The sequence below is a fragment of the Bradyrhizobium sp. LTSP849 genome (genome assembly GCF_000938255.1).
GTDB lineage: Bacteria > Pseudomonadota > Alphaproteobacteria > Rhizobiales > Xanthobacteraceae > Bradyrhizobium.
This window is the reverse complement of the sequence record NZ_JYMR01000026.1, coordinates 1-21,613: the sequence shown is the minus strand read 5'-3', so window position 1 is coordinate 21,613 and position 21,613 is coordinate 1. Positions and strand designations below refer to the sequence as shown.

Below are 21,613 nucleotides of genomic sequence, written 5' to 3'. Positions count from 1 at the left end.
CCATGAGCATGCAGCAAAATACTTCCGCAGCCGAAAGCGCCCAGCCGGGCTCGACCGTCGACGCCGCCGAGATCGCAAAATTCTCGAAACTCTCGGCGGAGTGGTGGGACCCCAAGGGCAAAATGGCGCCGCTGCACCGGATCAATCCGCTGCGGCTCGGCTACATCCGCGATGCGGCCTGTCGCAAGTTCGAACGCAACGTGCGCAGCCTCAACTGCCTCGGCGGCCTGCGCGTGCTCGACATCGGTTGCGGCGCCGGCCTGTTGTGCGAGCCGCTGTCGCGGCTGGGGGCGCAGGTCATCGGCGTGGATCCGTCGGTCAGCAACATCGCGGCCGCCAAGCTCCATGCCGACAAGGGGCATCTGTCGATCGACTACCGCTGCACCACGGTCGAAGAGATCGACCCGCGCGAGCGTTTCGACATCGTGTTGGCGATGGAGGTGGTCGAGCACGTCGTTGATGTCGGCGTTTTCCTGAAGCGGTGCGCGTCGATGCTGAAGCCGAATGGCCTGATGGTGGTCTCGACGCTGAACCGGAACTGGAAGAGCTTCGCCCTCGCCATCGTCGGTGCCGAATACGTCCTGCGCTGGCTGCCGCGCGGCACCCATGAATGGAACAAGTTCGTCACCCCCGACGAGCTGACGAAATACCTTTTGGACAACCGCCTCGTCATCACCGAGCAGACCGGCGTCGTCTACAGCCCCTTGGCCGACAAATGGACCCTCTCCTCCGACATGGACGTGAACTACATGGTCGTGGCGGAACGGATGGTGTGAGGGGGCAGTCCGTAAAGGCCTCGCTGTATCCACAACTTCGATGTCGTCCCGGCCTTCGCGGGGACGACACTGAGTTTGTGGCGAGAGCATCGCTCCTATGACGTGGGCGTGATTGACCTGCTGCAATGCCAGCGGCAGGTTGGCCGCAAATCCTCTCCTGCCCAAACGCCCCCACCCATGTTCACCGTCACCAGCCTCTGGATTCCCTTCACAATCATTGCCGCGTCCGGGCAGGTCGCGCGCAATGCGATGCAGCGATCGCTGACGAAGCCGCTGGGGACCTGGGGCGCGACCAATATCCGCTTCCTGTTCGGCTTCCCGTTCTCTCTGCTGTTTCTCGCGGTGGTACTCGTCGCCTCCGGCGATCACATCGGCATGCCTCCGTCTGTGTTCTGGCCGTGGCTGCTGCTCGGCGCACTCAGCCAGATTGTCGCGACGGGCCTGATGCTGCTTGCGATGAACGACCGCTCCTTCGTGGTGACGACGGCGTACCTGAAGACCGAGGCGATCCAGACCGCGATCTTCGGCTTCGTCTTCCTCGGCGATCACCTGACCTGGCTCAAGGTGCTGGCGATCGTGATCGCGACCGTCGGCGTCGTCATCACCGCGCTGCGGCCCGGCGGTGAGAAGAGTTTTGCGGAGCTGAAGCCGACCATCACCGGCCTCGTCGCAGCCGCAGCATTCGCGCTCTCAGCGGTCGGCTTTCGCGGCGCGATTATCAACGTACCGAGCGTATCCTTCGTGACGGCAGCGTCGTTCACGCTGGTGCTCGGCCTGTTCGTGCAGACGCTGATCCTGACAATCTATCTGCTCTGGCGCGCGCCAAAGGTACTTCAGGCGATTTTGGGATTATGGAAGCCGTCGCTGCTCGCCGGCTTCATGGGCGCGTTCGCCTCGCAATTCTGGTTCCTGGCGTTCGCGTTGACGGCCGCCGCCAATGTCCGCACGCTCGCGCTGATCGAGGTGCTGTTCGCACAAGCGGTGGCGTATTACTCGTTCAAGCAGCCGATCGCGTCGCGTGAGATTTTCGGCATCGCGCTGATCGTGATCGGCGTAGCGGTGCTGGTGGGGTTCTAGTTCCGGTCTTCCGGCAGCGTCGGCAGTGGCGAGACTTCAATGCCCTCGTCGATCAGCGATTTTGCTTCGTCGGGCGAGGCCTCGCCATAGATCGGGCGATGCTCCTTGTCGCCGTAATGCATCGCGCGGGCTTCGTTCGCAAAGCGCTCGCCGACATTGTCGGCGTTCTTGACGATGTGGTCGCGCAGCTCTTTCAACTTGGTGCGCAGCTCGCGCTCCTGCGCCATCATCAGCGAGGTCGATCCGGACGGCGCAGCCTCCGGCGTGGTGGTCGTGGTCTCAGCGGTGGGCTCAGGCGGCGCGGTTGCACGTCCACGGCCCTTCTTGCCGACAATGCGCGGCGCCATGATCGCTTTCTCGACCTTGGCCGAACCGCAGATCGGGCAGGTCACAAGCTTGCGCTTCACCTGCGAATCGTACGCGGACGAGCTCTGGAACCAGCTTTCGAACGCGTGGTCGTGGTCGCAGTGGAGCGCGTAGCGGATCATGCCGATCCCCGCACCAAATGCAGATGGTCCGGCCCCGCCTTGGGGTCGGCGACGCCGAAGCGGCGGCCGTGCTGGAGCGACGGGATCGCCCGGCGCGCCGTCTCGACCTTGGCTGGATCGATCTTGGCCATGATGATGCCGGGCTCGACATCGCCCTCGGCGAGGATCTCGCCCCAGGGGTCGATGATCAGCGAGTGGCCGAACGTCTCACGCTTGTTCTCGTGGGTGCCTGCCTGCGCCGCCGCAAAGATGAAGCAACCGGTCTCGATCGCGCGCGAACGCAGCAAAATGTGCCAATGCGCCTCGCCGGTTTTGCGGGTGAAGGCAGAGGGCACGGTGATGAAGTATGCACCGCTTTCCGCCAGCGCGCGGTAGAGCGCGGGAAAGCGCACATCGTAGCAGATCGTCAGCCCGACGCGGCCCCAGGGCAGGTCGGAGATCACGGCGGTCTCGCCCGGCTGGTAATTGGCGGACTCACGATAGCTCTCGCCGTCCGGCAGCTCGATGTCGAACATGTGGATCTTGTCGTAGCTCGCGAGCACATTGCCCTCGGGCCCGATCAGGAAGGAGCGGTTCACCGCTTTTTCCTCTGAGAAGCGCAGCGCCAGCGAGCCGACATGGATGTGGATCTTCAACTCCGCCGCGAGCGCGCGGTACGCCTTGAGCGAGGTGTCGTCCTCTTCGCTCTGGAGATGCTCGAACAGCGCCTTGCGATTCAGCTGCATCATGTTGCTCACTTCGGGCGTCTGCACGTAGTCGGCGCCGTTGGCAGCCGCTTGCCGGATCAGCTTCGTGGCCTGCGCGAGGCTCGGCTCGGGCATCAGGCCGGTGCGCATCTGGATCATGGCCGCGGTGAAGGTGCGATCCTCGCTCATGATACGGCCTTCACGCTCTCGAGCATGCCGTCGAGCTTGCCTTCGCGATCGAGTGAGTAGAGGTCATCGCAGCCGCCGATATGGGTGCCGCCGATCCAAATCTGCGGGAAGGTCGAGCCCTCGCCGGCACGGTCGTACATTTCGTCGCGCCATGACGGGTTCTTGGCGATGTCGAATTCCGTGAAGGTCGCCTTCTTGCGGGACAAAAGCGATCGGGCGGCGGAACAATAGCCGCAGCCGGGCCTGGTGTAGATCTCGACAGCAGCGGTCATGTTGTCTGGCGCTCTCATGTCATGAATTCATTGAATTATATGGGACTTCACCGGGTCTCCACAACCCGGGCGAAGACCAGCACGTCCACTTGGGCCGCCTTGGCGCGGAGCAGGGCCCGCGCGCAGGCATCCAGCGTCGCGCCTGAGGTCAGGACATCATCGATCAGGACGATACGGCGGCCCTGAACCTCGGCCTGACGGTCCGGGGATACCTGGAATGCGCCCTGCACATTGGTGGCGCGCTGGGCCCGCGACAGGCCGATCTGCTGCTCGGTCGCCCGCACCCGGCGCAGAACCTCGCCCCGCAGCCTCACGCCGCTCTGCCGTTCGATGATTCGCGCCAGCGCTCCGGACTGGTTGTAGCGGCGTCGCCAGGCCCGGCGCCAATGCAGGGGAACGGGCACCAGCATGTCGGCGCCTGCGAGCAATTCGCCGCCCGCGCGCGCCATCCAGCGGCCCATGGCCGGCGCCAGATCGGTGCGGTCCTGGTATTTCAGCGCATGCACCAACGTGCGCGCGACGTCGTCATAACGCACCGCCGCGCGCGCCCGCTGGTAGGCCGGCGGGCTCGCGATGGCCTCCATCGACAGCATGTCGGGGCCGGGGTCATAGACGAAGGGGATACCGAGCCGCGGACAATAGGGCGGGGCAATGAACGACAGTTTTGCCCAGCAGGCCGCGCAAACGCCTTCGCCGTCGACCGGTTCGCGGCAGGATACGCACAGAGTCGGCAGGGCAATGTCGAGTGCGAGCCGCGGAAGATGCGCAAACGCATCGCGGCAGGCGCCGAGCGCGCCGCGCAGATGGCTCGAAATGGAACGTGGTGGTGATGCCTCGGCGTCCATCGGGCAAGGCTAGCGCCGTCCGGCGTCACGCTCAAGTCGATGGGCTGTTCTTGTCCGTGCCCGGCTTACGGTTCTTTCGGAAACACGGGGCGGAAGAACGAGCGCTCATAGCGGGTGAAGCAGCGCGTTTGCTTTGCGAAGGCGATCGCTTTCTGAACGTCCGGATCCGCGGCGCTGTCTTTCCGGTACTGTTCGTAGGCCGCGAGGCTCGGGAAGCTGAACATCGCCAGCGCAACGTCGCTCGCCCCTTCCGATGGGAGGAAGTAGCCGTGGTGGACGCCGCCGAATCTTGGCACCAGGTCCAGCCACATCCTGCCGTAAGCTTCGAAATCGGCGAGCTTGTCCAGATGGACCTCGTATCGCAGGTAACAAGTGATCATCGTCTGATGCTCCGGTGCGCCGCGAATCTGGTGCTCATTGTAGCTTGGCCGCAAGCGCCCATGAAGAGGGATTGAGATGGAGCTCTGACCGTCGTACCAACTGGCATGGTTTCGAACCCCGCCGCCGCGCCCATCCTGTTCGACCGCGCATTGCTGCGCGCGCGGCAGGACCGCGCGCGGCGCGGCGAGCCCGTCACGTTTCTGTTCGACCGCGTCGCGGAAGACATGGAAGAGCGCCTACAGGCGGTGATGCGGGATTTTTCCAACGTCGCGGAAGTCTGGACGCCGCGTGAATTGCTGCGGAAACCGCTGGCAGATCGCTTCAGATCGATCGTCCGTATCGATGTCGATCGGTCGGAAACGCTTCCACTGCAGCCCGAAAGCCTCGATCTTGTCGTCTCGGCGCTGGCGCTGCAATTCGTCAACGATCTGCCGGGCGTCCTCGCGCAAATTCGTCGCGCGCTGAGGCCGGATGGCTTGCTGCTGGCGGCGATGATCGGCGGCGACAGCCTGACCGAGCTGCGCCAGGCCTTTGCCGCCGCCGAAGCCGAACGCGAGGGCGGCGTGTCGCCGCGCGTTGCGCCGTTCGCGGATTTACGCGACATCGGCGCGCTGTTGCAGCGGGCGGGGTTTGCACTGCCGGTCACTGACGTCGACCGCGTCGTGGTGCGTTATGCCAACGCGTTTGCGCTGATGCAGGATCTCCGCCGCATGGGCGCCGCCAACGTGATGATCGAGCGGCGCCGCACACCGAGCCGGCGCGCGACGCTGCTGCGGATGGCCGAAATCTACGCCGAGCGTTTTGCCGATGCCGACGGTCGCATCCGTGCGACCTTCGACATCATCTGGCTCTCCGGCTGGGCCCCGCATGCGAGCCAGCAGCAGCCGCTCAAGCCCGGCTCGGCCAAGGCGAGCCTGGCGGAGGCCGTGAAGAAGGCGAGGGAGACCTGATCCTTGGGATGAGGTCCAGCGTCACATCAGCAAATCAATCAAATGCGGGATCAGCGGAATATCTGCCGGCGGCATCGGGTAGTCGCGCAACTTGTTGGCGCGGACCCAGGCGAGGGTCTGGCCTTCGCGCGGCGTGACCGTGCCTTCCCAGCGCCGGCAGATGTAGAGCGGCATCAGGAGATGGAAAGTTTCGTAGGCATAGCTCGCGAAGGTCAGCGGCGCGAGGCACGGCTCGGCGACCGTGATGCCGAGCTCCTCCGCGAGCTCGCGGATCAGGCTCTGCTCCGGCCGTTCGCCGGGCTCACACTTGCCGCCGGGAAATTCCCAGAGGCCGGCCAGCGTCTTGCCTTCAGGGCGTTGCGCGATCAGGACGCGCTTGTCGGCATCGACCAGCGCGCAAGCCACCACCAGTGTGAGCTTGAGATCGGTCATGGGGATTACGACCTGTAATCCCCGTTGATCGCGATATACTCCTTGGTGAGATCGCAGGTCAGCACGCGGTCGCGGCCCTTGCCGAGGCCGAGCGACACCTTGATCGCGATCTCCGGGGCTTTCATCGCTTCCGACACCTGCGCCTCGTCATAGGACGGATCGCGCGCGCCGCTTTTGGCGACGCGGATGCCGTTGAAGGCGATCGAGAGCTTGTCGCGATTGGCCGGCTCGCCGGCCTTGCCGACCGCCATCACCACGCGGCCCCAATTGGCGTCCTCGCCGGCGATTGCAGTCTTCACCAGCGGCGAATTGGCGATCGACATCGCGATCTTGCGCGCCGATGCCTTCGAAACCGCGCCCTCGACCGTGATCTCGACCAGCTTGCGCGCGCCTTCGCCGTCACGCGCCACCTGCTCGGCGAGATTGGCGAGCACCTGGTGGAACGCCTTGACGAACGCCTTCAGGCGCGGATCGCTGGCACGGCTGATTTTGGGCGCACCGTGCTCGGCGGCGGCGCCCGTCGCGAACGCCAGCAGGGTGTCGGAGGTCGAGGTGTCGCCGTCGATCGTGACTGCATTGAACGTGTCCTCGACGCCGCTCTTGAGCAATGCTTGCAGGGCGCCGGGCGCGATCGGCGCGTCGGTGAAAATGAACGACAGCATTGTCGCCATGTCGGGGGCGATCATGCCGGCGCCCTTGGCCATGCCGTTGATGGTGACCTTGGCCTTGCCAAGCTTGACGGTCGCGGTCGCGACCTTCGGGAAGGTGTCAGTGGTCATGATCGCCTTGGCCGCGGTGAGATAATCGCCGGGCTCGGCACTCTCGGCGAGGCGCTCGAGCACGCCGTCGAACTTGGTCGCGTCCAGCGGCTCGCCGATCACGCCGGTCGAGGCCAGGAAAATCTCGCTCTCGCTGCACCCGACGGCCTTGGCCGCGATCTTCGCGGTCAGCGCGGTGGAGCCGCGGCCGGTCTTGCCGGTGAAGGCATTGGCGTTGCCGGAATTGACGACGAGGGCGCGGGCCTTGCCGCCCTTCAGTTTTGCACGGCACCATTCGACAGGCGCGGACGGGCACTTCGACTTGGTGAAAACGCCCGCAACCGCGGTGCCCTTGTCCATCACCGCCAGCAGCACGTCGGTGCGGTTCTTGTAGCGGATGCCGGCCTCGGCCGTCGCGAGACGGATTCCCGCGATCGCAGGCATGTCGGGAACAGTTTTCGGAGCGAGCGGGGAGACGGAAGAGGACATCGCGGGGCGCCTTGGTGAGGTCTGGATATGCAGATGGCCGGGACATCTAGTGCGAAGACGTGCTTCGCACTTTTTGCCCGGCCATTGCGATGCTTAGATACTCTTGGCGTCACCGAAGTGACAGCAAATTTTTACTTCTTGGCGGGGGGTGCCATCTTGCTGTCGGCCGGCTTGGCCGCGTCGGCGGGCTTGGCGTCCTTGGCCGCATCCGCCGGCTGGTCCGTGCGCTCGATCTTGGCCTCGGCGCGCAGCTTGGCGACATAGTCGGCCTGGGCCTTGCGGGTGACGTACTGCTCGATCTGGGCCTTGACCTGCTCGAAGTCCGGCGCCTTGCGGTTGCGCTTTTCCTCGACCTTGATGATGTGCCAGCCGAACTGCGACTTCACGGGGTCGGAGATCTTGCCCGGCTCGAGCGCGAAGGCGACCGCGGAGAATTCCGGCACCATCTGCTCCTTGGTGAAGAAGCCGAGGTCGCCGCCGTCGGCGGAGCCCGGATCCTTGGACTTCTTCTTGGCGAGCTCGGCGAAATCGGCGCCCTTGTCGAGCTCAGCCTTCACCGCCTTGGCCTCGTCCTCGGTCTCGACCAGGATGTGGCGGGCGCGCACTTCCTGCTCGCCGGTGATCTGCTTGGAGGCCTCCTCATAGACCTTCTTCATGGCGTCGTCGTTGGTCGCCGCTTTGCCTTCCTGGGCGAGCAGGCTGTCCATCAGCAGGCGGTTGCGGGCGAATGCGATGCGCTTCTTGAACTCCTCGCCGTCGGCGACCTTCTTGTCCTCGGCGGCCTTGGCCACGATCTTCATGTCGATCAGGAAGGACAGCACGTTCTCGTCCTTGGTCGCCGGGTCCATCTGGGCGAGGCTCGGCCCGAGTTCCTCTTCGGCCATGGCGACGTCGCTCTTCTTGATGTCAGCGCCATTGACCTTCGCCAGGACCGGATCATCGGCAGCCCGGCCGGGACCCGCGATCAGCGCCAGCGCAAGGCAGCCCGCGAGGGCGGTGGCGAGGCCGAAGCGCAGGCCGGTTTTGGTTACCGGGAACGAGGTGGTCATGGAAAATCCTTTTGTTGAAGCAGGGGGCTGCTCGAGCGGGGCGGACACTCGCCCAATTCAGGGGGGCTTGGCAACGCGAAAAGTCTGTCAAAATGATGAATTAGCCGCAATGCGGCTGCCGTTGACAAGGCCCTGACCGGGCCATATCTCTGCCCGGTCGCGACCATGGCGATGGCGTTTATTTTGCTGCGTTTTTGGCCGTTGAACCCAGGCTTGCTCAATTCCCACCCATATGGCGGATGACCCCCAGCAGTTCGGGCTCAGGCGTCATCGGGCGTCACGGTGAGTTGATGGGCAAGCGGGTGACAACCTCTTGGCTGCAATGCGGTTAAATCGCGAACACAGGAACTAGGCATGATCGGCGCGCTCGCCCGCAAGTTTTTCGGCTCCGCCAACGACCGGCGGGTGAAGGGATATCAGTCCCGCGTCAGCGCGATCAACGCGCTGGAGCCGGAGCTCATCAAGCTCTCCGACGAGGAGCTCAAGGGCCGCACCGCCGACTTCAAGAAGCAGCTTGCCGAGGGCAAGACGCTGGACGATTTGCTGGTGCCGGCCTTTGCGACCGTGCGCGAGGCCGCCAAGCGCACGCTCGGCCAGCGCCATTTCGACGTCCAGCTGCTCGGCGGCATGGTGCTGCATGAAGGCGACATCGCCGAGATGAAGACCGGCGAAGGCAAGACGCTGGTTGCAACGCTTGCGGTCTATCTCAACGCGCTCGCCGGCAAGGGCATCCACGTCGTCACCGTCAACGATTACCTCGCCCGCCGCGACTCCGCCTGGATGGGCCAGATCTACGGCTTCCTCGGCATGACCACGGGCGTCATCGTCCACGGCCTCGACGATTCCGAGCGCAAGACGGCCTATGCCTGCGACATCACCTACGGCACCAACAACGAATACGGCTTCGACTATCTGCGCGACAACATGAAGTACCGGCTCGAGGACATGGTCCAGCGGCCGCACTTCTACGCGATCGTCGACGAAGTCGACTCCATCCTGATCGACGAGGCGCGCACGCCGCTGATCATTTCCGGCCCGCTCGACGACCGTTCCGACTTCTACAACACCATCGACGGCTTCCTGCCCAAGCTCGACAAGACCGACTACGACGTCGACGAGAAGCAGCGCACGGTGACGCTGACCGAAGCCGGCATGGAGAAGATCGAGACGCTGCTGCGCGACGCCGGCCAGCTCAAGGGCGAATCGCTCTACGACGTCGAGAACGTCTCCGTCGTGCACCACATCAACCAGGCGCTGCGTGCCCACACGCTGTTCACGCGTGACAAGGACTACATCGTCCGCGACGACGAGGTCATCATCATCGACGAGTTCACCGGACGCATGATGCAGGGCCGCCGCTATTCGGAAGGCCTGCACCAGGCGCTGGAAGCCAAGGAGCATGTGCAGGTTCAGCCGGAAAACCAGACGCTAGCCTCGATCACCTTCCAGAACTATTTCCGGATGTATGAAAAGCTCGCCGGCATGACCGGCACGGCGTTGACCGAAGCCGACGAGCTCTTTGACATCTACAAGCTCGAGGTCGTGGAGATCCCGACCAACGTGCCGGTCGGCCGCCTCGACGAGGACGACGAAGTCTATCGCACCCAGAAGGAAAAATACGTCGCCATCCTCGCCGAGATCGAGCGCGCCAATTCGCGGCTCCAGCCGGTGCTGGTCGGCACCGCGTCGATCGAGAAGTCGGAAGTGCTCGCCGAATTCTTGAAGCAGAACGGCTACAAGCAGATCGATTTCGGCAAGGAGAACGCGCTCGACAAGCTCTATGCCGCGGCGCGCGCCGGCAAGCAGGCCAAGCTGTTTGCGGTCCTGAACGCGCGCTTCCACGAGCAGGAAGCCTATATCGTCGCCGAAGCCGGCGTGCCCGGCGCGATCACGATCGCGACCAACATGGCTGGCCGCGGCACCGACATCAAGCTCGGCGGCTCGCTCGAGATGCGCATCCCGAAGGAGACTGCGGGCATCGAGGACGAGGCCGAGAAGGCCAAGAAGATCGAGCAGATCAAGGCCGACGTCGAGCGCTTCCGCGAGATCGTGCTGAAGGCCGAGGAGACCGTCGAGATCGAGCCGGCGAAGGGCAACAAGCCCGCCAAGACCGTGACGAAGCCGGGCGGTCTCTACATCATGGGCTCCGAGCGGCATGAATCCCGTCGCATCGACAACCAGCTCCGCGGCCGTTCCGGCCGGCAGGGCGACCCCGGCCGCTCAAAGTTCTTCCTGTCGCTGGAAGACGATCTGATGCGCATCTTCGGCTCGGACCGCCTCGACAGCATGCTCCAGCGTCTCGGCCTGCAAGAGGGCGAGGCCATCATCCATCCCTGGATCAACAAGGCGCTCGAGAAGGCGCAGCAGAAGGTCGAGGCGCGCAACTTCGACATCCGCAAGAATTTGCTCAAGTTCGACAACGTCCAGAACGACCAGCGCAAGGTGATCTTCGATCAGCGCGTCGACCTGATGAAGGACGAGAGCGTCGTCGAGACCGTCACCGACATGCGCCACGCCTTCATCGACGACCTCGTCGCCAAGCACGTGCCCGAGCATGCCTATGCCGAGCAGTGGGACGTCGCTGGCCTGAAGGAAGAGCTGAAGCGCGTGCTCGATCTCGACCTGCCGGTCCAGGACTGGGCCAAGGAAGAGGGCATCGCCGACGAGGAGCTGCTGACGCGCATCGAGACCCGCGCCGACGAGCACATGGCCGCGAAGGTCGCGCAATGGGGCCCCGACGTGATGCGTTACGTCGAGAAGACCATTTTGCTCCAGACGCTCGACCACCTCTGGCGCGAGCACCTGATCATGCTCGACCATCTGCGTCAGGTCATCGGTCTGCGTGGTTACGGCCAGCGCGATCCGTTGCAGGAGTACAAGACCGAAGCCTTTAACCTCTTCCAGGAGATGAGCGCTCACTTACGCGAGGCCGTCACCGCGCAGCTGATGCGGGTCGAGATCGTCCCGCCGGAGCAGGAAGCGCCCATCCTGCCGCCGATGGAAGCGCACAAGTTTGACCCGAACACCGGCGAGGACGAGATGGCCGTCGCCAACGTCTCACTCGCCCCGCAGGCCACCGATGCCACCCTTCGCGATCCGAAGAACCCGGCATCGTGGGGCAAGATCGGCCGCAACGAGGACTGCCCGTGCGGCTCAGGCAAGAAGTACAAGCACTGCCACGGGCGGTACGGCTAGCCGCTAAGCTCTGCTGTCGTCGCATATTCCGCTGTCGTCCCGGCGAAGGCCGGGACCCATACCGCGGAATCTATCGAGAGCATGCGGTCGTTGTACCGCGTGAAGCAGCGCAACTAGCTGCCTTCGCCAAACTTAATCCTGTGGTTATGGGTCCCGGCCTTCGCCGGGACGACGAGTGAGAGATCCTACCTAAAACGAACAGCCTCAATTCGAGCTGTCGATCAGACTCTCCAACAGCCGCTTCAACTCGCTCGTCGACTTGTTGCCGTAGCTCTCCAGGATATGCTCCTCCTGGTCCACCGCGAGCGTGTTGAGCTTCTTGCTGAGCACCTTGCCGCGGTCGGAGATGAACATCAGGACCTTGCGGCGGTCATTGGGATCCTGCACGCGATAGACCAGCGTGTCGGAGACCATGCGGTCGATCATCTTGGTCAGCGTCGGATGGTTGAGCAGCACGGCATCCGCAAGCTCGCCCATCGAATGGCCGTTGCCATCGGAGAGAACCTTGAGGATGCGCCACTGCTCGACGGGCACGCCTTCCTTGCTCAACCGCAGTTCCAACTGCCGGTTGATCTCCCGGTTGGCTTGCGCGAGCAGATAAGCGAGGTGTTCGGTGATCGGAGCGTTCGGTTTTGCCACGGCTAAGACTTCGTCTTGACCCAAATGAGTGAATGTCTTGCAATCAATGCTGCATCTATATGCACTTCAATTCTTGAATATTCAATATTTTCAAAATAGGATGATTGCACAACAAAAGGGCGGAAGCCGCGGCCGCCTGCTCAATAGGCTTTCAGGTCTGGCACCAGACAGGAGTTGGCGTGCGCGCGACGGTAAACTTCCCGGCTCACGGCGGTCCGGCGTTGCCGCCGTCTTTGCTGTTCAGGAATCTGTCGTCGGCGGCCGATGGCGCGCTGTCGCCGGCCGATCATGCCTTTCTCAGGCGGCGCGGCACGAGCAAGCTGCGCATCGGTGGCTTCATCTGCTGTAGCGGTTCGCCCGGAGTCTGGGGGCCGTGCGCGACCAACTCTGCGCAGCTCGCGGTCGCCGAGATCAACAAGCGCGGCGGCATCCTCGGGCGCGAGATCGAGCTTTCTATCTACGACGCCGGCGGCCCGCTTGATGAGATCCTGAACCGCGCCGAGCAGGCGATCGCGTTCGATGAGCTCGATCTCATCGTCGGATTGCACACCAGCGCGGTTCGCGTCGGCTTGCGCAAGGTCACCACGCGCCACCGCATTCCCTACATCTACACGCCGGTCTATGAGGGTGGCGAGCGCACGCCGGGCGTGATGGCGATTGGCGAGACGCCGCGCTGGCAGAGCCGGCCCTCGATCCACTGGCTCGCCGACGTCAAGAAGGCGGCGCGCTGGTATCTGATCGGCAGCGATTATGTCTGGCCCTGGCAGTCGCACCGCGCGGTGAAGCGCTACATCAAGGAAACCGGCGGGCACGTGGTCGGCGAGGAGTTCGTTCCGCTCGGCGAAGACAACCACGAGCCGCATCTGGAGCGTATCCGCGCCGCGCGGCCGGACGTCGTGCTGATTTCCCTGATCGGCACCGATAGCATCACCTTCAATCGCGCGTTCGGCGAATGCGGCCTTGCCGCGACGACCCTGCGGCTCGCCGGTGCAATGGACGAAACTGTCCTGCTCGGCATCGGCGCCGACAACAGCGAGAACATGTATTGTGCGTCCGGCTATTTCCCCGGAATTGGCTCGCGGGCCAACGATGATTTTCAAAGCCGCTATCATCTGATGTTCGGGCCGAACGCCGCGCCGATCGGCTCGCTCGGTCAATCCAGCTATGAGGGGCTGCGTTTCCTCGAAGCCGTCGCGAACAAGGCTGGAACATTGGCGATGGGGCCGATGCTCGCAGCGGGGCGCAACATCGTTTATGGCGGCGCGCGCGGCCCGGTCACCGTTCGCAACGGCCATGCCCGGATGCAGATGTATCTCGCCGAAGCCGACGGCCTCGATTTCAAGCTGATCAAGCCGGTCTGATGCCGGCGAGGCAATCTGCACACGAGCTCGATCCAAAATAATACTTGAAAAGGAAAATATTTCCGTCTGTAATATCGACGCGACGCCGATTGGCCCCGCGCCGTGCAGGCGCGGCCCGAGCGGCTGTCCGTCCAAAGCCAGGGATCAAGAAGCCTCAAGGAGAGCGCCGTGACAGTTGTCCTTCCCACGCCAGCCCAGCTTCGCAGCGTCGCCGAGCAGTGCGGCCTCGCGCTGACCGATGAAGACGTTACCTCGTTCCGCGGCCTGATGCAGGGCTCGATCGAGGCCTACAATCTCGTCGGCGCGATGCCGGACGAGGTGCCGGAGGTGAAATATCCGCGCACGCCGGGCTATCGGCCGTCAGCGGAGGAGAACCCGCGCAACGCCTGGTATCGCAAATCGACCGTGAAGGGCGCTAACTCCGGCAAGCTCAAGGGCAAGACGGTTGCGCTGAAGGACAACATCATGCTCGCCGGCGTTCCCATGATGAACGGCTCGGCGACGCTTGAGGGCTACGTCCCCGATTTCGACGCCACCATCGTCACCCGCATGCTCGATGCCGGGGCCGAAATCGCCGGAAAAGTGCATTGCGAATCCTTCTGCATGTCCGGCGGCAGCCACACCGGCGCGGTCGGCGCGGTGCATAATCCGCACAAGATGGGCTATTCGGCCGGCGGCTCGTCCTCGGGCTCAGGCGTCGTCGTCGCCCTCGGCGAGGTCGATATGGCGATCGGCGGCGACCAGGGCGGCTCGATCCGCATGCCGTCCTCGTTCTGCGGCACCTACGGCATGAAGCCGACCTGGGGCCTCGTGCCCTATACCGGCATCATGCCAATCGAGGTCTTCGTCGACCACACCGGCCCGATGACGGCGACAGTTGCCGACAACGCGCTGCTGCTGGAAGTCCTCGCCGGCGACGACGGCTACGATCCTCGCATCAAGGCGCCGAAGGTCGAGGAGTACACCAAGGCGCTAGGTCAGGGCGTGAAGGGCATGAAGATCGGCATCCTCAAGGAAGGCTTTGAGCAGGCGAACGCGGAAACCGCTGTCAATGAAAGCGTGCGCGAGGCCGCCAAGCGTTTCAAGGATCTCGGCGCCACCGTCGAGACGGTCTCGATCCCGATGCACCTCCTGGGCCCCGCGATCTGGACGCCGATCGGCACCGAAGGCATGACCCAGACCATGATGTATGGCGACGGCTATGGCCTCTCCCGCTCCGACCTCTATTCGACCTCGCTGATGGATTTCCATCGCGGCTGGCGGCGGCAGGCGGATTCGCTGTCCGAGACCACAAAACTGTTCCTGCTGCTGGGCACCTACATCAACAACAATTTTGGTCCGCGCTATTACGGCAAGGCGCTCAATATCTCGCGCCGCCTCACCGCGGCCTATGACAAGGCGTTCAAAGACTACGATCTGCTGCTGCTGCCGACGACGCCGATGAAGGCGACGAAGCTGCCGGAGCCCACGGCCAGCCGCGAAGACTATGTCGCTCGCGCGCTGGAGATGATCTCCAACACCGCACCGTTCGACATCACTCATCACCCCGCGATGTCGCTGCCTTGCGGCATGGTCGACGGCCTGCCCGTTGGCCTGATGCTGGTCGGTCGCATGTTCGAGGAATCCACCATCTATCGCGCCGCGCATGCTTTCGAGCAGGTCGGCGACTGGAAGAAGATGTGAGCGAGGAACTCATGCAGACGGACGGAACAGCATCATATGGCTAACGCGTTCGTCGCGGCGTTCGAGATCCTGAGTTTTGGCGCGATCATCGTCCTGATCGTGCTGGGGCTCGGGATCATCGCCAGCATGATGGGCATCTTCAACTTCGCGCAGGGCGAGTTCGTCCTGCTCGGGGCCTACATCACCTATCTCGCCTACGCCAAGGGCCTGCCGATCTGGACCGGCATGGTTGCGGCGCCCTTCGCGGTCGGCGCGCTTGGCTTCGTGCTGGAGGCGCTGATCATCCGGCGCTTCTACGCTGCGCCTATCGTCGCCATGCTCGGCACCTATGCGCTCGGCCTGATCATCCGCGAGACCGTGCGCGGCCTGATCGGCGGCTTCTATCTCACCGTGCCCGAGCCGATCGGTGGCTCGATCGACATCGGCGCCATGCACATCTCGGCCTGGCGCTTCACCATCATCATCATCACGCTCTTGGTGATGGCGGGCTGCTATCTCCTGTTGTCGCGCACCAGCTTCGGCCTGCGCGTGCGCGCCACGCTGGAAAATCCGTCGCTGGCGCGGGCGTCGGGCATCTCCACGCCGCTGATCTACGGCGCGACCTTCGCGTTCGGTGCGGCGCTCGCCGGGCTTGCCGGTGCGCTGATCGTGCCGGTGTTCAGCCTGTTCGCCGACCTCGGCCTGCGCTTCCTGATCCAGGGCTTTGTCGCCGTCATGGTCGGCGGCGTCGGCTCCTTTATCGGGCCGGTCGCCGGCGCCGGTGTCATCGGCACGCTGAGCGCCGCGCTGCCATGGGTGATGGCGCCCGTCGTCGCCGACGTCCTCGTCTTCGTCCTTGCCATTGTCTTCATCAAATTCCGGCCACAGGGCCTCATCGCTGGAAAAGGGGTTTAGTCCAATGTTTGCAGATCGCACCAATCTCACCCGTCGCCGCTTTCTCGGCAATTTTGCCTTTGCCACCGGCGCGGTCGCGACCGGCGTCGGTAGCTGGGTCATCCCGGCTCCCTGGGCCAACGCCGCAGAGGCTCCGATCAAGGTCGGCATCGCGACCGACCTCACCGGCCCGATCGCCTATGCCGGTACGGCGGACGCCAACGTCGCCAAGATGCTGATCAAGCAGATGAACGATGCCGGCGGCCTGCTCGGCCGTCCGCTCGAGCTCTACATCGAGGACACCGCGTCGAACGAATCCGTTGCCGTCGGCAACGTGCGCAAGCTGATCCAGCGCGACAAGGTCGACATGGTTCTGGGCGGCATCACCTCATCGATGCGCAACGCGATCAAGGATCCGATCGTGGCGCGCGGCAAGACGCTCTACATCTACCCGCAGCTCTACGAAGGCAAGGAGTGCACGCCCTATTTGTTCTGCACCGGGCCGACGCCGGCGCAGCAATGCGACGATTTCATCCCCTGGCTGATCAAGAACGGTGGCAAGAAGTTTGCTCTGCCGAGCGCCAACTATGTCTGGCCGCACACGCTCAACGTCTATGCCCGCAAGGTGATCGAAGCCAACGGCGGCGAGGTCGTGTTCGAGGAATATTATCCGCTCGACCAGGTCGACTTCTCCTCGACCGTCAACCGCATCATCTCCAACAAGGTTGACGTCGTCTTCAACACCGTCATTCCGCCGGGCGTCGGCCCCTTCTTCAAGCAGCTCTATGAAGCGGGCTTCCTCAAGAACGGCGGTCGGCTCGCCTGCGTCTACTATGACGAGAACACCCTCAACATCAACCAGGCGGCCGAGATCGAGGGGCTCGCAAGCTGTCTCGATTATTTCAAGGTGCTGACCAAGGAGGATGCGTTCAACGCGAAAATTCAGGCGGCCTATGAAAAGGATTTCCCCGGCAACTTCCTGTTCGCCGCCGGCAGTGCGGCGACCGGCACCTATCGCGGTCTGAAGCTGTGGGAAGCCGCCGTCAAGGAAGCCGGCAAGGTCGACCGCGAATCCGTCGCCGCCGCGCTCGATCACGCCAAGATCGCCGAAGGTCCGGGCGGACCGGCCGAGATGGTGCCGGGCAAACGGCACTGCAAGATGAAGATGTACACCGCGGTCGCCAAGGCCGGGAACTACGAGATCGTCGGACGCAGCGACGGGCTCGTCGATCCCAAGGAGTGCTAGAGAGCCATGCTAGAGAGGAATGCTGAGGCGGAATGCCGAAGTCCATGAGTGTGGTAAAGCAGGCCATCGTCGCCGACGCCGGCGATGAAGTGGACGGTGCGATGGCTGAAAGCGCAGCGGCGGGACAGGTCGCGGCAGGACGAAAGGTCCTGCCGATCGTGGAGGTCGTTGTGCTTGTCGCGGCGCTGGTCGCCCCGCTGGTGCTGCAGGACTATCTCACAGTGTTTGCGACACGCGTGATCATCCTCGCGCTGTTCGCGCTGTCGTTTGACCTGGTCTGGGGCTATGCCGGCATCATGAGCTTTGGTCAGGCCCTGTTCTTCGGCTCGGCCGGCTATGGCGTCGCGCTGCTCGCGCGCGACTTGGACATCACCAACATCTTCCTGGTGCTCCCTGCGGGAACGATCATCGGTCTCGCCTTCGCGCTCCTGCTCGGCGGCTTCCTGCTGCTGGGACGGCATCCCTCCAGCGTGATCTTCGTGTCGCTTGGCACGTTGACGGGATCATACGCCGCCGATCGGCTCGCGCGCGGCTGGTATTATCTCGGCGGCCAGAACGGTATCCCCTCGATCGCGCCGATGACGCTCGGCGGCTACGAATTCTCTGAAGGGCCGCCCTTCTACTATCTCGTGCTCGGCATTCTCGTCGTCGTCTATCTGCTTTGCCGTTTCCTGGTGCGCTCGCAATTCGGCCTGGCGCTCGCAGGCCTGCGCGAGAACGAGCAGCGCATCGCCTTCTTCGGCTACAAGGCGCAGCATCTCAAGGCGATCATCTTCGCGATCGGTGGCGCCGTCGCGGGTCTGGCCGGCAGTCTTTATGCGTTCCACGAAGGTTTCGTCTGGCCCAACATGGTCGGCGTCGTCGTCTCGACCCAGGTCGTGCTTTACGTTTTGTTCGGCGGTTCCGGCACGCTGATCGGCGCCGTCATCGGCGCTATCATCGTCGAAGGCGTCAGCTTCTGGCTCTCGGACAATTACCGCGACATCTGGCCGATCATCCTTGGTGTGCTGCTTCTGCTCGTGATCCTGTTCCGGCCGCTCGGCCTGATCAGTTTTGTGCTGGGCGAGCGCGAGCGGGTCGGCAGCTTTGGTGCCAGCCGTAAGGAGAAGCGCAATGCCGCTCCTTGAAGCTGTCGGTGTCAGAAAGGTGTTCGGCAAGCTCACCGCGCTCGACGGCGCGGCGCTGACCGTCGGCGAGAACGAGTTTCATGGCCTGATCGGTCCGAACGGCTCCGGCAAGAGCACACTGATGAAGTGTATCGCCGGCGCCGAGGTGCCGACGCAAGGCAAGGTCTCCTTCATCAACACCGACATCACCGCGTTCACGCCGACCGAGCGTGCCCGCGCCGGCATGAGCCTGAAGTTCCAGATTACCTCCGTGCTGCCGACGCTGACGCTATACGACAACATCCTGCTCGCGTTGCAGGCGCAGTCTTCGCTGTTCGACCTCGTGTTCTCGCGCACAAGAGGCGCGCTGCACGATCAGGTCATGACCATGCTCACGCAGTTTCGCCTCGTCGACCGTGCGTTCGACGCAGCCGCGGCACTGTCGCACGGCCAGCAGCAATGGCTGGAGATCGCGATGGCACTTGCTGGCAAGCCGAAACTGTTGCTGCTCGACGAGCCGACCGGCGGCATGAGCCTGGAAGAGCGCCGTGTCACCGGTGAGTTGCTCCAGCCGATCAAGCAGCACTGCTCGCTCGTCATCGTCGAGCACGATCTCGATTTCATCCGCGACATCTGTGATCGCCTCACCGTGCTCGACCAGGGCAAGGTGCTGGCGTCCGGCACCGTGTCCGAGATCCAGGCCAACAAGGCCGTCCAGGAGATTTATCTGCGCCGTGCCTGAATTTTTGGACATCAAGCATCTCGACGCCGGCTATGGCCGCAGCCAGGTCCTGTTCGACGTCAACCTCGGCATTCCCTGGCGGGGCGGCGTTGCCGTGTTGGGCCGCAACGGCGCCGGCAAGACCACACTGATGAAGACCATCGTCGGCGAGCTGCCGGCGTGGAAGGGCGAGCTCGCCTTCGACGGCCGCGACATCAGCCGCCGCGCGACTCAGGAGCGCGTGCGCGCCGGCATTGGCTATGTGCCGCAGGAACATTCGGTATTCGCGCGCCTGTCGGTGCGCGACAATCTCGCGGTCGGCTCGCTCGCGAGCAGCAAGGCCGACGCCGTCGACCACGTGCTGACCATCTTCCCAAAGCTCGGTCAGCGCCTCGACCAACCCGCCGGCACGCTCTCCGGCGGTGAGCGCAAGATGCTCGCCATCGGCCGCGCCATGTTGGGCGATCCAAAACTACTGCTGCTGGACGAGCCCACGGAAGGCGTCTGGATCGGCGTGATCGAGGAGATCACCGAACGCCTGATCGAGCTCGCGAAAAACATCGCCGTCATCATCGTTGAGCAACACCTCGACCTCGCGCTCCGTGTCGCCGACTACGCCTACGTGCTGGATCGCGGAAGGGTCGCGCTGCAAGGCGCGGCGGGTGATGTGCGGGGAAATCCGGAGCTGCTGCGGTATCTGGCGCCGTAGAGGGGCAGCCGTTAGCTTCAAATCCCTCGCAACGCGTCCCCTGCCAGCCCCGTCATCCTGAGGTGCGAGCCATGCGGCGCGAAGCGGTGCATGGGGAGCCTCGAAGGATGCACGGCCGAGCTGTCAGCCGGGCCGTCGCCCTTCGAGGGCCGCTGAAGAAACGGCCACCTCAGAGCGTGTGATTTTTTGGCAGCGTGCCAGGTAAATCTGTCCGAATGCCGGTGGCATGTGATTCTCTGGCGATGATGGATTGGCGGGAGGCGAAGATGGCTGCCGATGAATTGTTCGGTGATCTGCCGGCGCAATCGAAGCCTGAAGCCGACGCGGCGCCGCTCGGCGCGCCACGGCTGCGTGAGCCACAGCGCGACCAGATCGCGTTGCGAGCGGTGGATATCGAGAGCCTGATCGGGGAAGACCATCCGGTGCGCCTGATCTGGTCTTATGTCGAAGAGCTTGATCTGAGTGAGCTGGAGAACCGGATCAAGGCCAGGGGCGACCGCCCCGGTCACCCCGCGACCTCGCCGCGGCTTTTGCTGGCGCTGTGGCTCTCAGCCACCAGCGAGGGCGTCGGCAGCGCGCGAGCATTGGAGCGACTGTGCGAGAGCCACGATGCCTATCGTTGGCTGTGCGGCGGGGTGTCGGTGAACTATCACATGCTGGCGGACTTCCGGGTCGGTTGCGCCGACCTGCTGGACCGGCTGCTCAGCGAGCATCTGGCGGCGCTGGCGAAGGCTGGTCTCGTCAATCTGGCGACACTGGCGCAGGACGGGGTGCGGGTCCGGGCCAGCGCGGGAGCCGCCTCGTTCCGGCGCGAGGCGACACTCGAGCGGCATCTGGCCCTGGCTGAGACGGTGGTGGAAGACCTCAAGCGCGAAGTCGACGTGCGCTCTGACGCCAGCAATCAGCGCGCCCGGGCAGCCAAGGAGCGAGCCGCGGAGGAACGCAGCGCGCGCGTGAAAGCGGCGCAGGCGGCGCTTGCCGAGATCAAGCAGCAGCGCAAGGAACGCGAGAGCAAGCAAGGCAATGGCAAGACGCCGAAGGAGCCGCGCGCGTCGACGACGGACGCCGATGCACGGGTCATGAAGATGGCGGATGGCGGCTTCCGCCCAGCCTACAACGTGCAGGTGACGAGTGCGGCCGGCGAGCAGTTCGTCACTGACGTTAAGGTATGCAACACGGGGTCCGACCGCGGGCTGATGCGGCCCATGCTGGAGCGGCAGCGCACGCGCCCTGGCGGCCTGCCCAAAGACCATCTCGTCGATGGCGGCTTTGGCAGTGCGGAAGACATCGAGTGGGCGCATGCCGAGGGCATAGAGGTTTTTTGCCCGCCCACTCAATCCAAGCACGGCACCGACCCCTACCTGCCGCGACGCGGCGACGGCGCGGGGGTACTGGCTTGGCGTGCGCGGATGGCGAGCAAAGAGGGCAAGGCCCGGTACAAGCCCCGTTCGATATGCGAGTGCATCCATGCCCGCTGGCGCAACTGGAACCTACGGCAATTGACCGTGCGCGGGATCGAAAAGGTCCGCGCCGTCGTGCTCTGGTACGCCCTCACCAACAACATCCTGCAAGGCAACCGCCTCCGCAGCGCATAAACGAGAGCTCATCGACGAACTCAGACCCGCCATTTACCGCGACAAGAAACTCCACTCCGTTCCGAACAAGTAAAAGCGTCACAAGCTCTCAGG

21 protein-coding genes are annotated in these 21,613 nt (G+C 64.0%); 12 read left to right on the top strand and 9 right to left on the bottom strand.

Going from position 1 to position 21,613, the window contains the following annotated elements; genetic code table 11:
* Window positions 1-2: 2 nt before the first annotated feature.
* Both ubiG and UB31_RS18625 read left to right on the top strand, forming a co-directional pair.
* On the top strand, window positions 3-776 hold the full coding sequence (gene ubiG, locus UB31_RS18630; RefSeq protein ID WP_045011950.1) for a bifunctional 2-polyprenyl-6-hydroxyphenol methylase/3-demethylubiquinol 3-O-methyltransferase UbiG: 774 nt from the start codon (window positions 3-5) through the stop codon (window positions 774-776).
* A gap of 177 nt (window positions 777-953) precedes the next feature.
* Window positions 954-1,853 carry an EamA family transporter gene (locus tag UB31_RS18625; RefSeq protein ID WP_045011949.1) on the top strand — a complete coding sequence of 300 codons (900 nt, stop codon included), beginning with the start codon at window positions 954-956 and terminating at the stop codon, window positions 1,851-1,853.
* Here UB31_RS18625 and UB31_RS18620 read toward each other — a convergent pair.
* From UB31_RS18620 to UB31_RS18600, 5 genes are all read right to left on the bottom strand, one after another.
* The gene (locus tag UB31_RS18620; RefSeq protein WP_045011948.1) at window positions 1,850-2,341 is read right to left on the bottom strand and encodes a DUF1178 family protein; all 492 of its coding nucleotides are present in this window, start codon (window positions 2,339-2,341) and stop codon (window positions 1,850-1,852) included. The two genes, UB31_RS18625 and UB31_RS18620, sit on opposite strands and share 4 nt — an antisense overlap.
* On the bottom strand, window positions 2,338-3,216 hold the full coding sequence (locus UB31_RS18615; RefSeq protein ID WP_045011947.1) for a carbon-nitrogen hydrolase family protein: 879 nt from the start codon (window positions 3,214-3,216) through the stop codon (window positions 2,338-2,340). The genes UB31_RS18620 and UB31_RS18615 overlap by 4 nt, the downstream gene beginning before the upstream one ends.
* Window positions 3,213-3,488, bottom strand: a complete 276-nt coding sequence (gene grxC / locus UB31_RS18610; protein ID WP_045011946.1) for a glutaredoxin 3 — start codon at window positions 3,486-3,488, stop codon at window positions 3,213-3,215. The genes UB31_RS18615 and grxC overlap by 4 nt, the downstream gene beginning before the upstream one ends.
* Window positions 3,489-3,535: 47 nt before the next feature.
* Window positions 3,536-4,333: a ComF family protein gene (locus tag UB31_RS18605; RefSeq protein WP_045011945.1), complete on the bottom strand. Its 798-nt coding sequence runs from the start codon at window positions 4,331-4,333 to the stop codon at window positions 3,536-3,538.
* A 65-nt stretch (window positions 4,334-4,398) separates the two neighbouring features.
* The gene (locus UB31_RS18600) at window positions 4,399-4,713 is read right to left on the bottom strand and encodes an NIPSNAP family protein (protein WP_045012018.1); all 315 of its coding nucleotides are present in this window, start codon (window positions 4,711-4,713) and stop codon (window positions 4,399-4,401) included.
* Window positions 4,714-4,818: 105 nt separating this feature from the next.
* Here UB31_RS18600 and UB31_RS18595 point away from each other — a divergent pair, with 105 nt between their 5' ends.
* Window positions 4,819-5,664 (top strand): methyltransferase domain-containing protein, encoded by an 846-nt coding sequence (locus tag UB31_RS18595; protein ID WP_045011944.1) that lies wholly within the window; start codon window positions 4,819-4,821, stop codon window positions 5,662-5,664.
* A 21-nt stretch (window positions 5,665-5,685) separates the two neighbouring features.
* On the opposite strand, the gene UB31_RS18590 is transcribed toward UB31_RS18595, so the two are convergent.
* The 3 genes from UB31_RS18590 to UB31_RS18580 form a co-directional block, all read right to left on the bottom strand.
* The gene (locus UB31_RS18590; protein WP_045011943.1) at window positions 5,686-6,096 is read right to left on the bottom strand and encodes a (deoxy)nucleoside triphosphate pyrophosphohydrolase; all 411 of its coding nucleotides are present in this window, start codon (window positions 6,094-6,096) and stop codon (window positions 5,686-5,688) included.
* 5 nt (window positions 6,097-6,101) lie between these two features.
* A complete protein-coding gene (argJ, locus tag UB31_RS18585) occupies window positions 6,102-7,343 on the bottom strand; it encodes a bifunctional glutamate N-acetyltransferase/amino-acid acetyltransferase ArgJ (protein WP_045011942.1) in 1,242 nt (413 codons plus the stop codon).
* A 131-nt stretch (window positions 7,344-7,474) separates the two neighbouring features.
* Entirely contained in the window at window positions 7,475-8,392 is a 918-nt protein-coding gene (locus UB31_RS18580; protein ID WP_045011941.1) for a peptidylprolyl isomerase, read from the bottom strand.
* A gap of 354 nt (window positions 8,393-8,746) precedes the next feature.
* On the opposite strand from UB31_RS18580, the gene secA reads away from it, so the two are divergent.
* On the top strand, window positions 8,747-11,587 hold the full coding sequence (secA, locus tag UB31_RS18575) for a preprotein translocase subunit SecA (RefSeq protein WP_045011940.1): 2,841 nt from the start codon (window positions 8,747-8,749) through the stop codon (window positions 11,585-11,587).
* A 204-nt stretch (window positions 11,588-11,791) separates the two neighbouring features.
* On the opposite strand, the gene UB31_RS18570 is transcribed toward secA, so the two are convergent.
* Window positions 11,792-12,226 carry a MarR family winged helix-turn-helix transcriptional regulator gene (locus tag UB31_RS18570; RefSeq protein WP_045001243.1) on the bottom strand — a complete coding sequence of 145 codons (435 nt, stop codon included), beginning with the start codon at window positions 12,224-12,226 and terminating at the stop codon, window positions 11,792-11,794.
* 179 nt (window positions 12,227-12,405) lie between these two features.
* On the opposite strand from UB31_RS18570, the gene UB31_RS18565 reads away from it, so the two are divergent.
* From UB31_RS18565 to UB31_RS18530, 8 genes are all read left to right on the top strand, one after another.
* Window positions 12,406-13,587 (top strand): substrate-binding domain-containing protein, encoded by a 1,182-nt coding sequence (locus UB31_RS18565; RefSeq protein WP_045011939.1) that lies wholly within the window; start codon window positions 12,406-12,408, stop codon window positions 13,585-13,587.
* A 168-nt stretch (window positions 13,588-13,755) separates the two neighbouring features.
* Entirely contained in the window at window positions 13,756-15,270 is a 1,515-nt protein-coding gene (locus UB31_RS18560; RefSeq protein WP_045012017.1) for an amidase, read from the top strand.
* A gap of 36 nt (window positions 15,271-15,306) precedes the next feature.
* Window positions 15,307-16,164 carry a branched-chain amino acid ABC transporter permease gene (locus tag UB31_RS18555; protein ID WP_045001241.1) on the top strand — a complete coding sequence of 286 codons (858 nt, stop codon included), beginning with the start codon at window positions 15,307-15,309 and terminating at the stop codon, window positions 16,162-16,164.
* 4 nt (window positions 16,165-16,168) lie between these two features.
* Window positions 16,169-17,389 (top strand): substrate-binding protein, encoded by a 1,221-nt coding sequence (locus UB31_RS18550; RefSeq protein ID WP_045001240.1) that lies wholly within the window; start codon window positions 16,169-16,171, stop codon window positions 17,387-17,389.
* A 32-nt stretch (window positions 17,390-17,421) separates the two neighbouring features.
* Window positions 17,422-18,516, top strand: coding sequence for a branched-chain amino acid ABC transporter permease (locus UB31_RS18545; protein ID WP_045011938.1), 1,095 nt, complete (start codon window positions 17,422-17,424; stop codon window positions 18,514-18,516).
* Window positions 18,503-19,237: an ABC transporter ATP-binding protein gene (locus UB31_RS18540; RefSeq protein ID WP_045001238.1), complete on the top strand. Its 735-nt coding sequence runs from the start codon at window positions 18,503-18,505 to the stop codon at window positions 19,235-19,237. The genes UB31_RS18545 and UB31_RS18540 overlap by 14 nt, the downstream gene beginning before the upstream one ends.
* Complete coding sequence (locus tag UB31_RS18535) at window positions 19,230-19,925, top strand: branched-chain amino acid ABC transporter ATP-binding protein (RefSeq protein WP_045001237.1); 696 nt, start codon at window positions 19,230-19,232, stop codon at window positions 19,923-19,925. The genes UB31_RS18540 and UB31_RS18535 overlap by 8 nt, the downstream gene beginning before the upstream one ends.
* 266 nt (window positions 19,926-20,191) lie before the next feature.
* Complete coding sequence (locus UB31_RS18530; protein ID WP_045010194.1) at window positions 20,192-21,520, top strand: IS1182-like element ISBrsp9 family transposase; 1,329 nt, start codon at window positions 20,192-20,194, stop codon at window positions 21,518-21,520.
* Window positions 21,521-21,613: the final 93 nt, after the last annotated feature.

What these genes read in the sequence shown, in the direction of transcription:
- ubiG (WP_045011950.1), top strand. Translation starts at nt 3, where the DNA reads ATGAGCATGCAGCAAAATACTTCCGCAGCCGAAAGCGCCCAGCCGGGC.
- UB31_RS18625 (WP_045011949.1), top strand. Translation starts at nt 954, where the DNA reads ATGTTCACCGTCACCAGCCTCTGGATTCCCTTCACAATCATTGCCGCG.
- UB31_RS18620 (WP_045011948.1), bottom strand. Translation starts at nt 2,341, where the DNA reads ATGATCCGCTACGCGCTCCACTGCGACCACGACCACGCGTTCGAAAGC.
- UB31_RS18615 (WP_045011947.1), bottom strand. Translation starts at nt 3,216, where the DNA reads ATGAGCGAGGATCGCACCTTCACCGCGGCCATGATCCAGATGCGCACC.
- grxC (WP_045011946.1), bottom strand. Translation starts at nt 3,488, where the DNA reads ATGACCGCTGCTGTCGAGATCTACACCAGGCCCGGCTGCGGCTATTGT.
- UB31_RS18605 (WP_045011945.1), bottom strand. Translation starts at nt 4,333, where the DNA reads ATGGACGCCGAGGCATCACCACCACGTTCCATTTCGAGCCATCTGCGC.
- UB31_RS18600 (WP_045012018.1), bottom strand. Translation starts at nt 4,713, where the DNA reads ATGATCACTTGTTACCTGCGATACGAGGTCCATCTGGACAAGCTCGCC.
- UB31_RS18595 (WP_045011944.1), top strand. Translation starts at nt 4,819, where the DNA reads ATGGTTTCGAACCCCGCCGCCGCGCCCATCCTGTTCGACCGCGCATTG.
- UB31_RS18590 (WP_045011943.1), bottom strand. Translation starts at nt 6,096, where the DNA reads ATGACCGATCTCAAGCTCACACTGGTGGTGGCTTGCGCGCTGGTCGAT.
- argJ (WP_045011942.1), bottom strand. Translation starts at nt 7,343, where the DNA reads ATGTCCTCTTCCGTCTCCCCGCTCGCTCCGAAAACTGTTCCCGACATG.
- UB31_RS18580 (WP_045011941.1), bottom strand. Translation starts at nt 8,392, where the DNA reads ATGACCACCTCGTTCCCGGTAACCAAAACCGGCCTGCGCTTCGGCCTC.
- secA (WP_045011940.1), top strand. Translation starts at nt 8,747, where the DNA reads ATGATCGGCGCGCTCGCCCGCAAGTTTTTCGGCTCCGCCAACGACCGG.
- UB31_RS18555 (WP_045001241.1), top strand. Translation starts at nt 15,307, where the DNA reads ATGGCTAACGCGTTCGTCGCGGCGTTCGAGATCCTGAGTTTTGGCGCG.
- UB31_RS18550 (WP_045001240.1), top strand. Translation starts at nt 16,169, where the DNA reads ATGTTTGCAGATCGCACCAATCTCACCCGTCGCCGCTTTCTCGGCAAT.
- UB31_RS18545 (WP_045011938.1), top strand. Translation starts at nt 17,422, where the DNA reads ATGCCGAAGTCCATGAGTGTGGTAAAGCAGGCCATCGTCGCCGACGCC.
- UB31_RS18540 (WP_045001238.1), top strand. Translation starts at nt 18,503, where the DNA reads ATGCCGCTCCTTGAAGCTGTCGGTGTCAGAAAGGTGTTCGGCAAGCTC.
- UB31_RS18530 (WP_045010194.1), top strand. Translation starts at nt 20,192, where the DNA reads ATGGCTGCCGATGAATTGTTCGGTGATCTGCCGGCGCAATCGAAGCCT.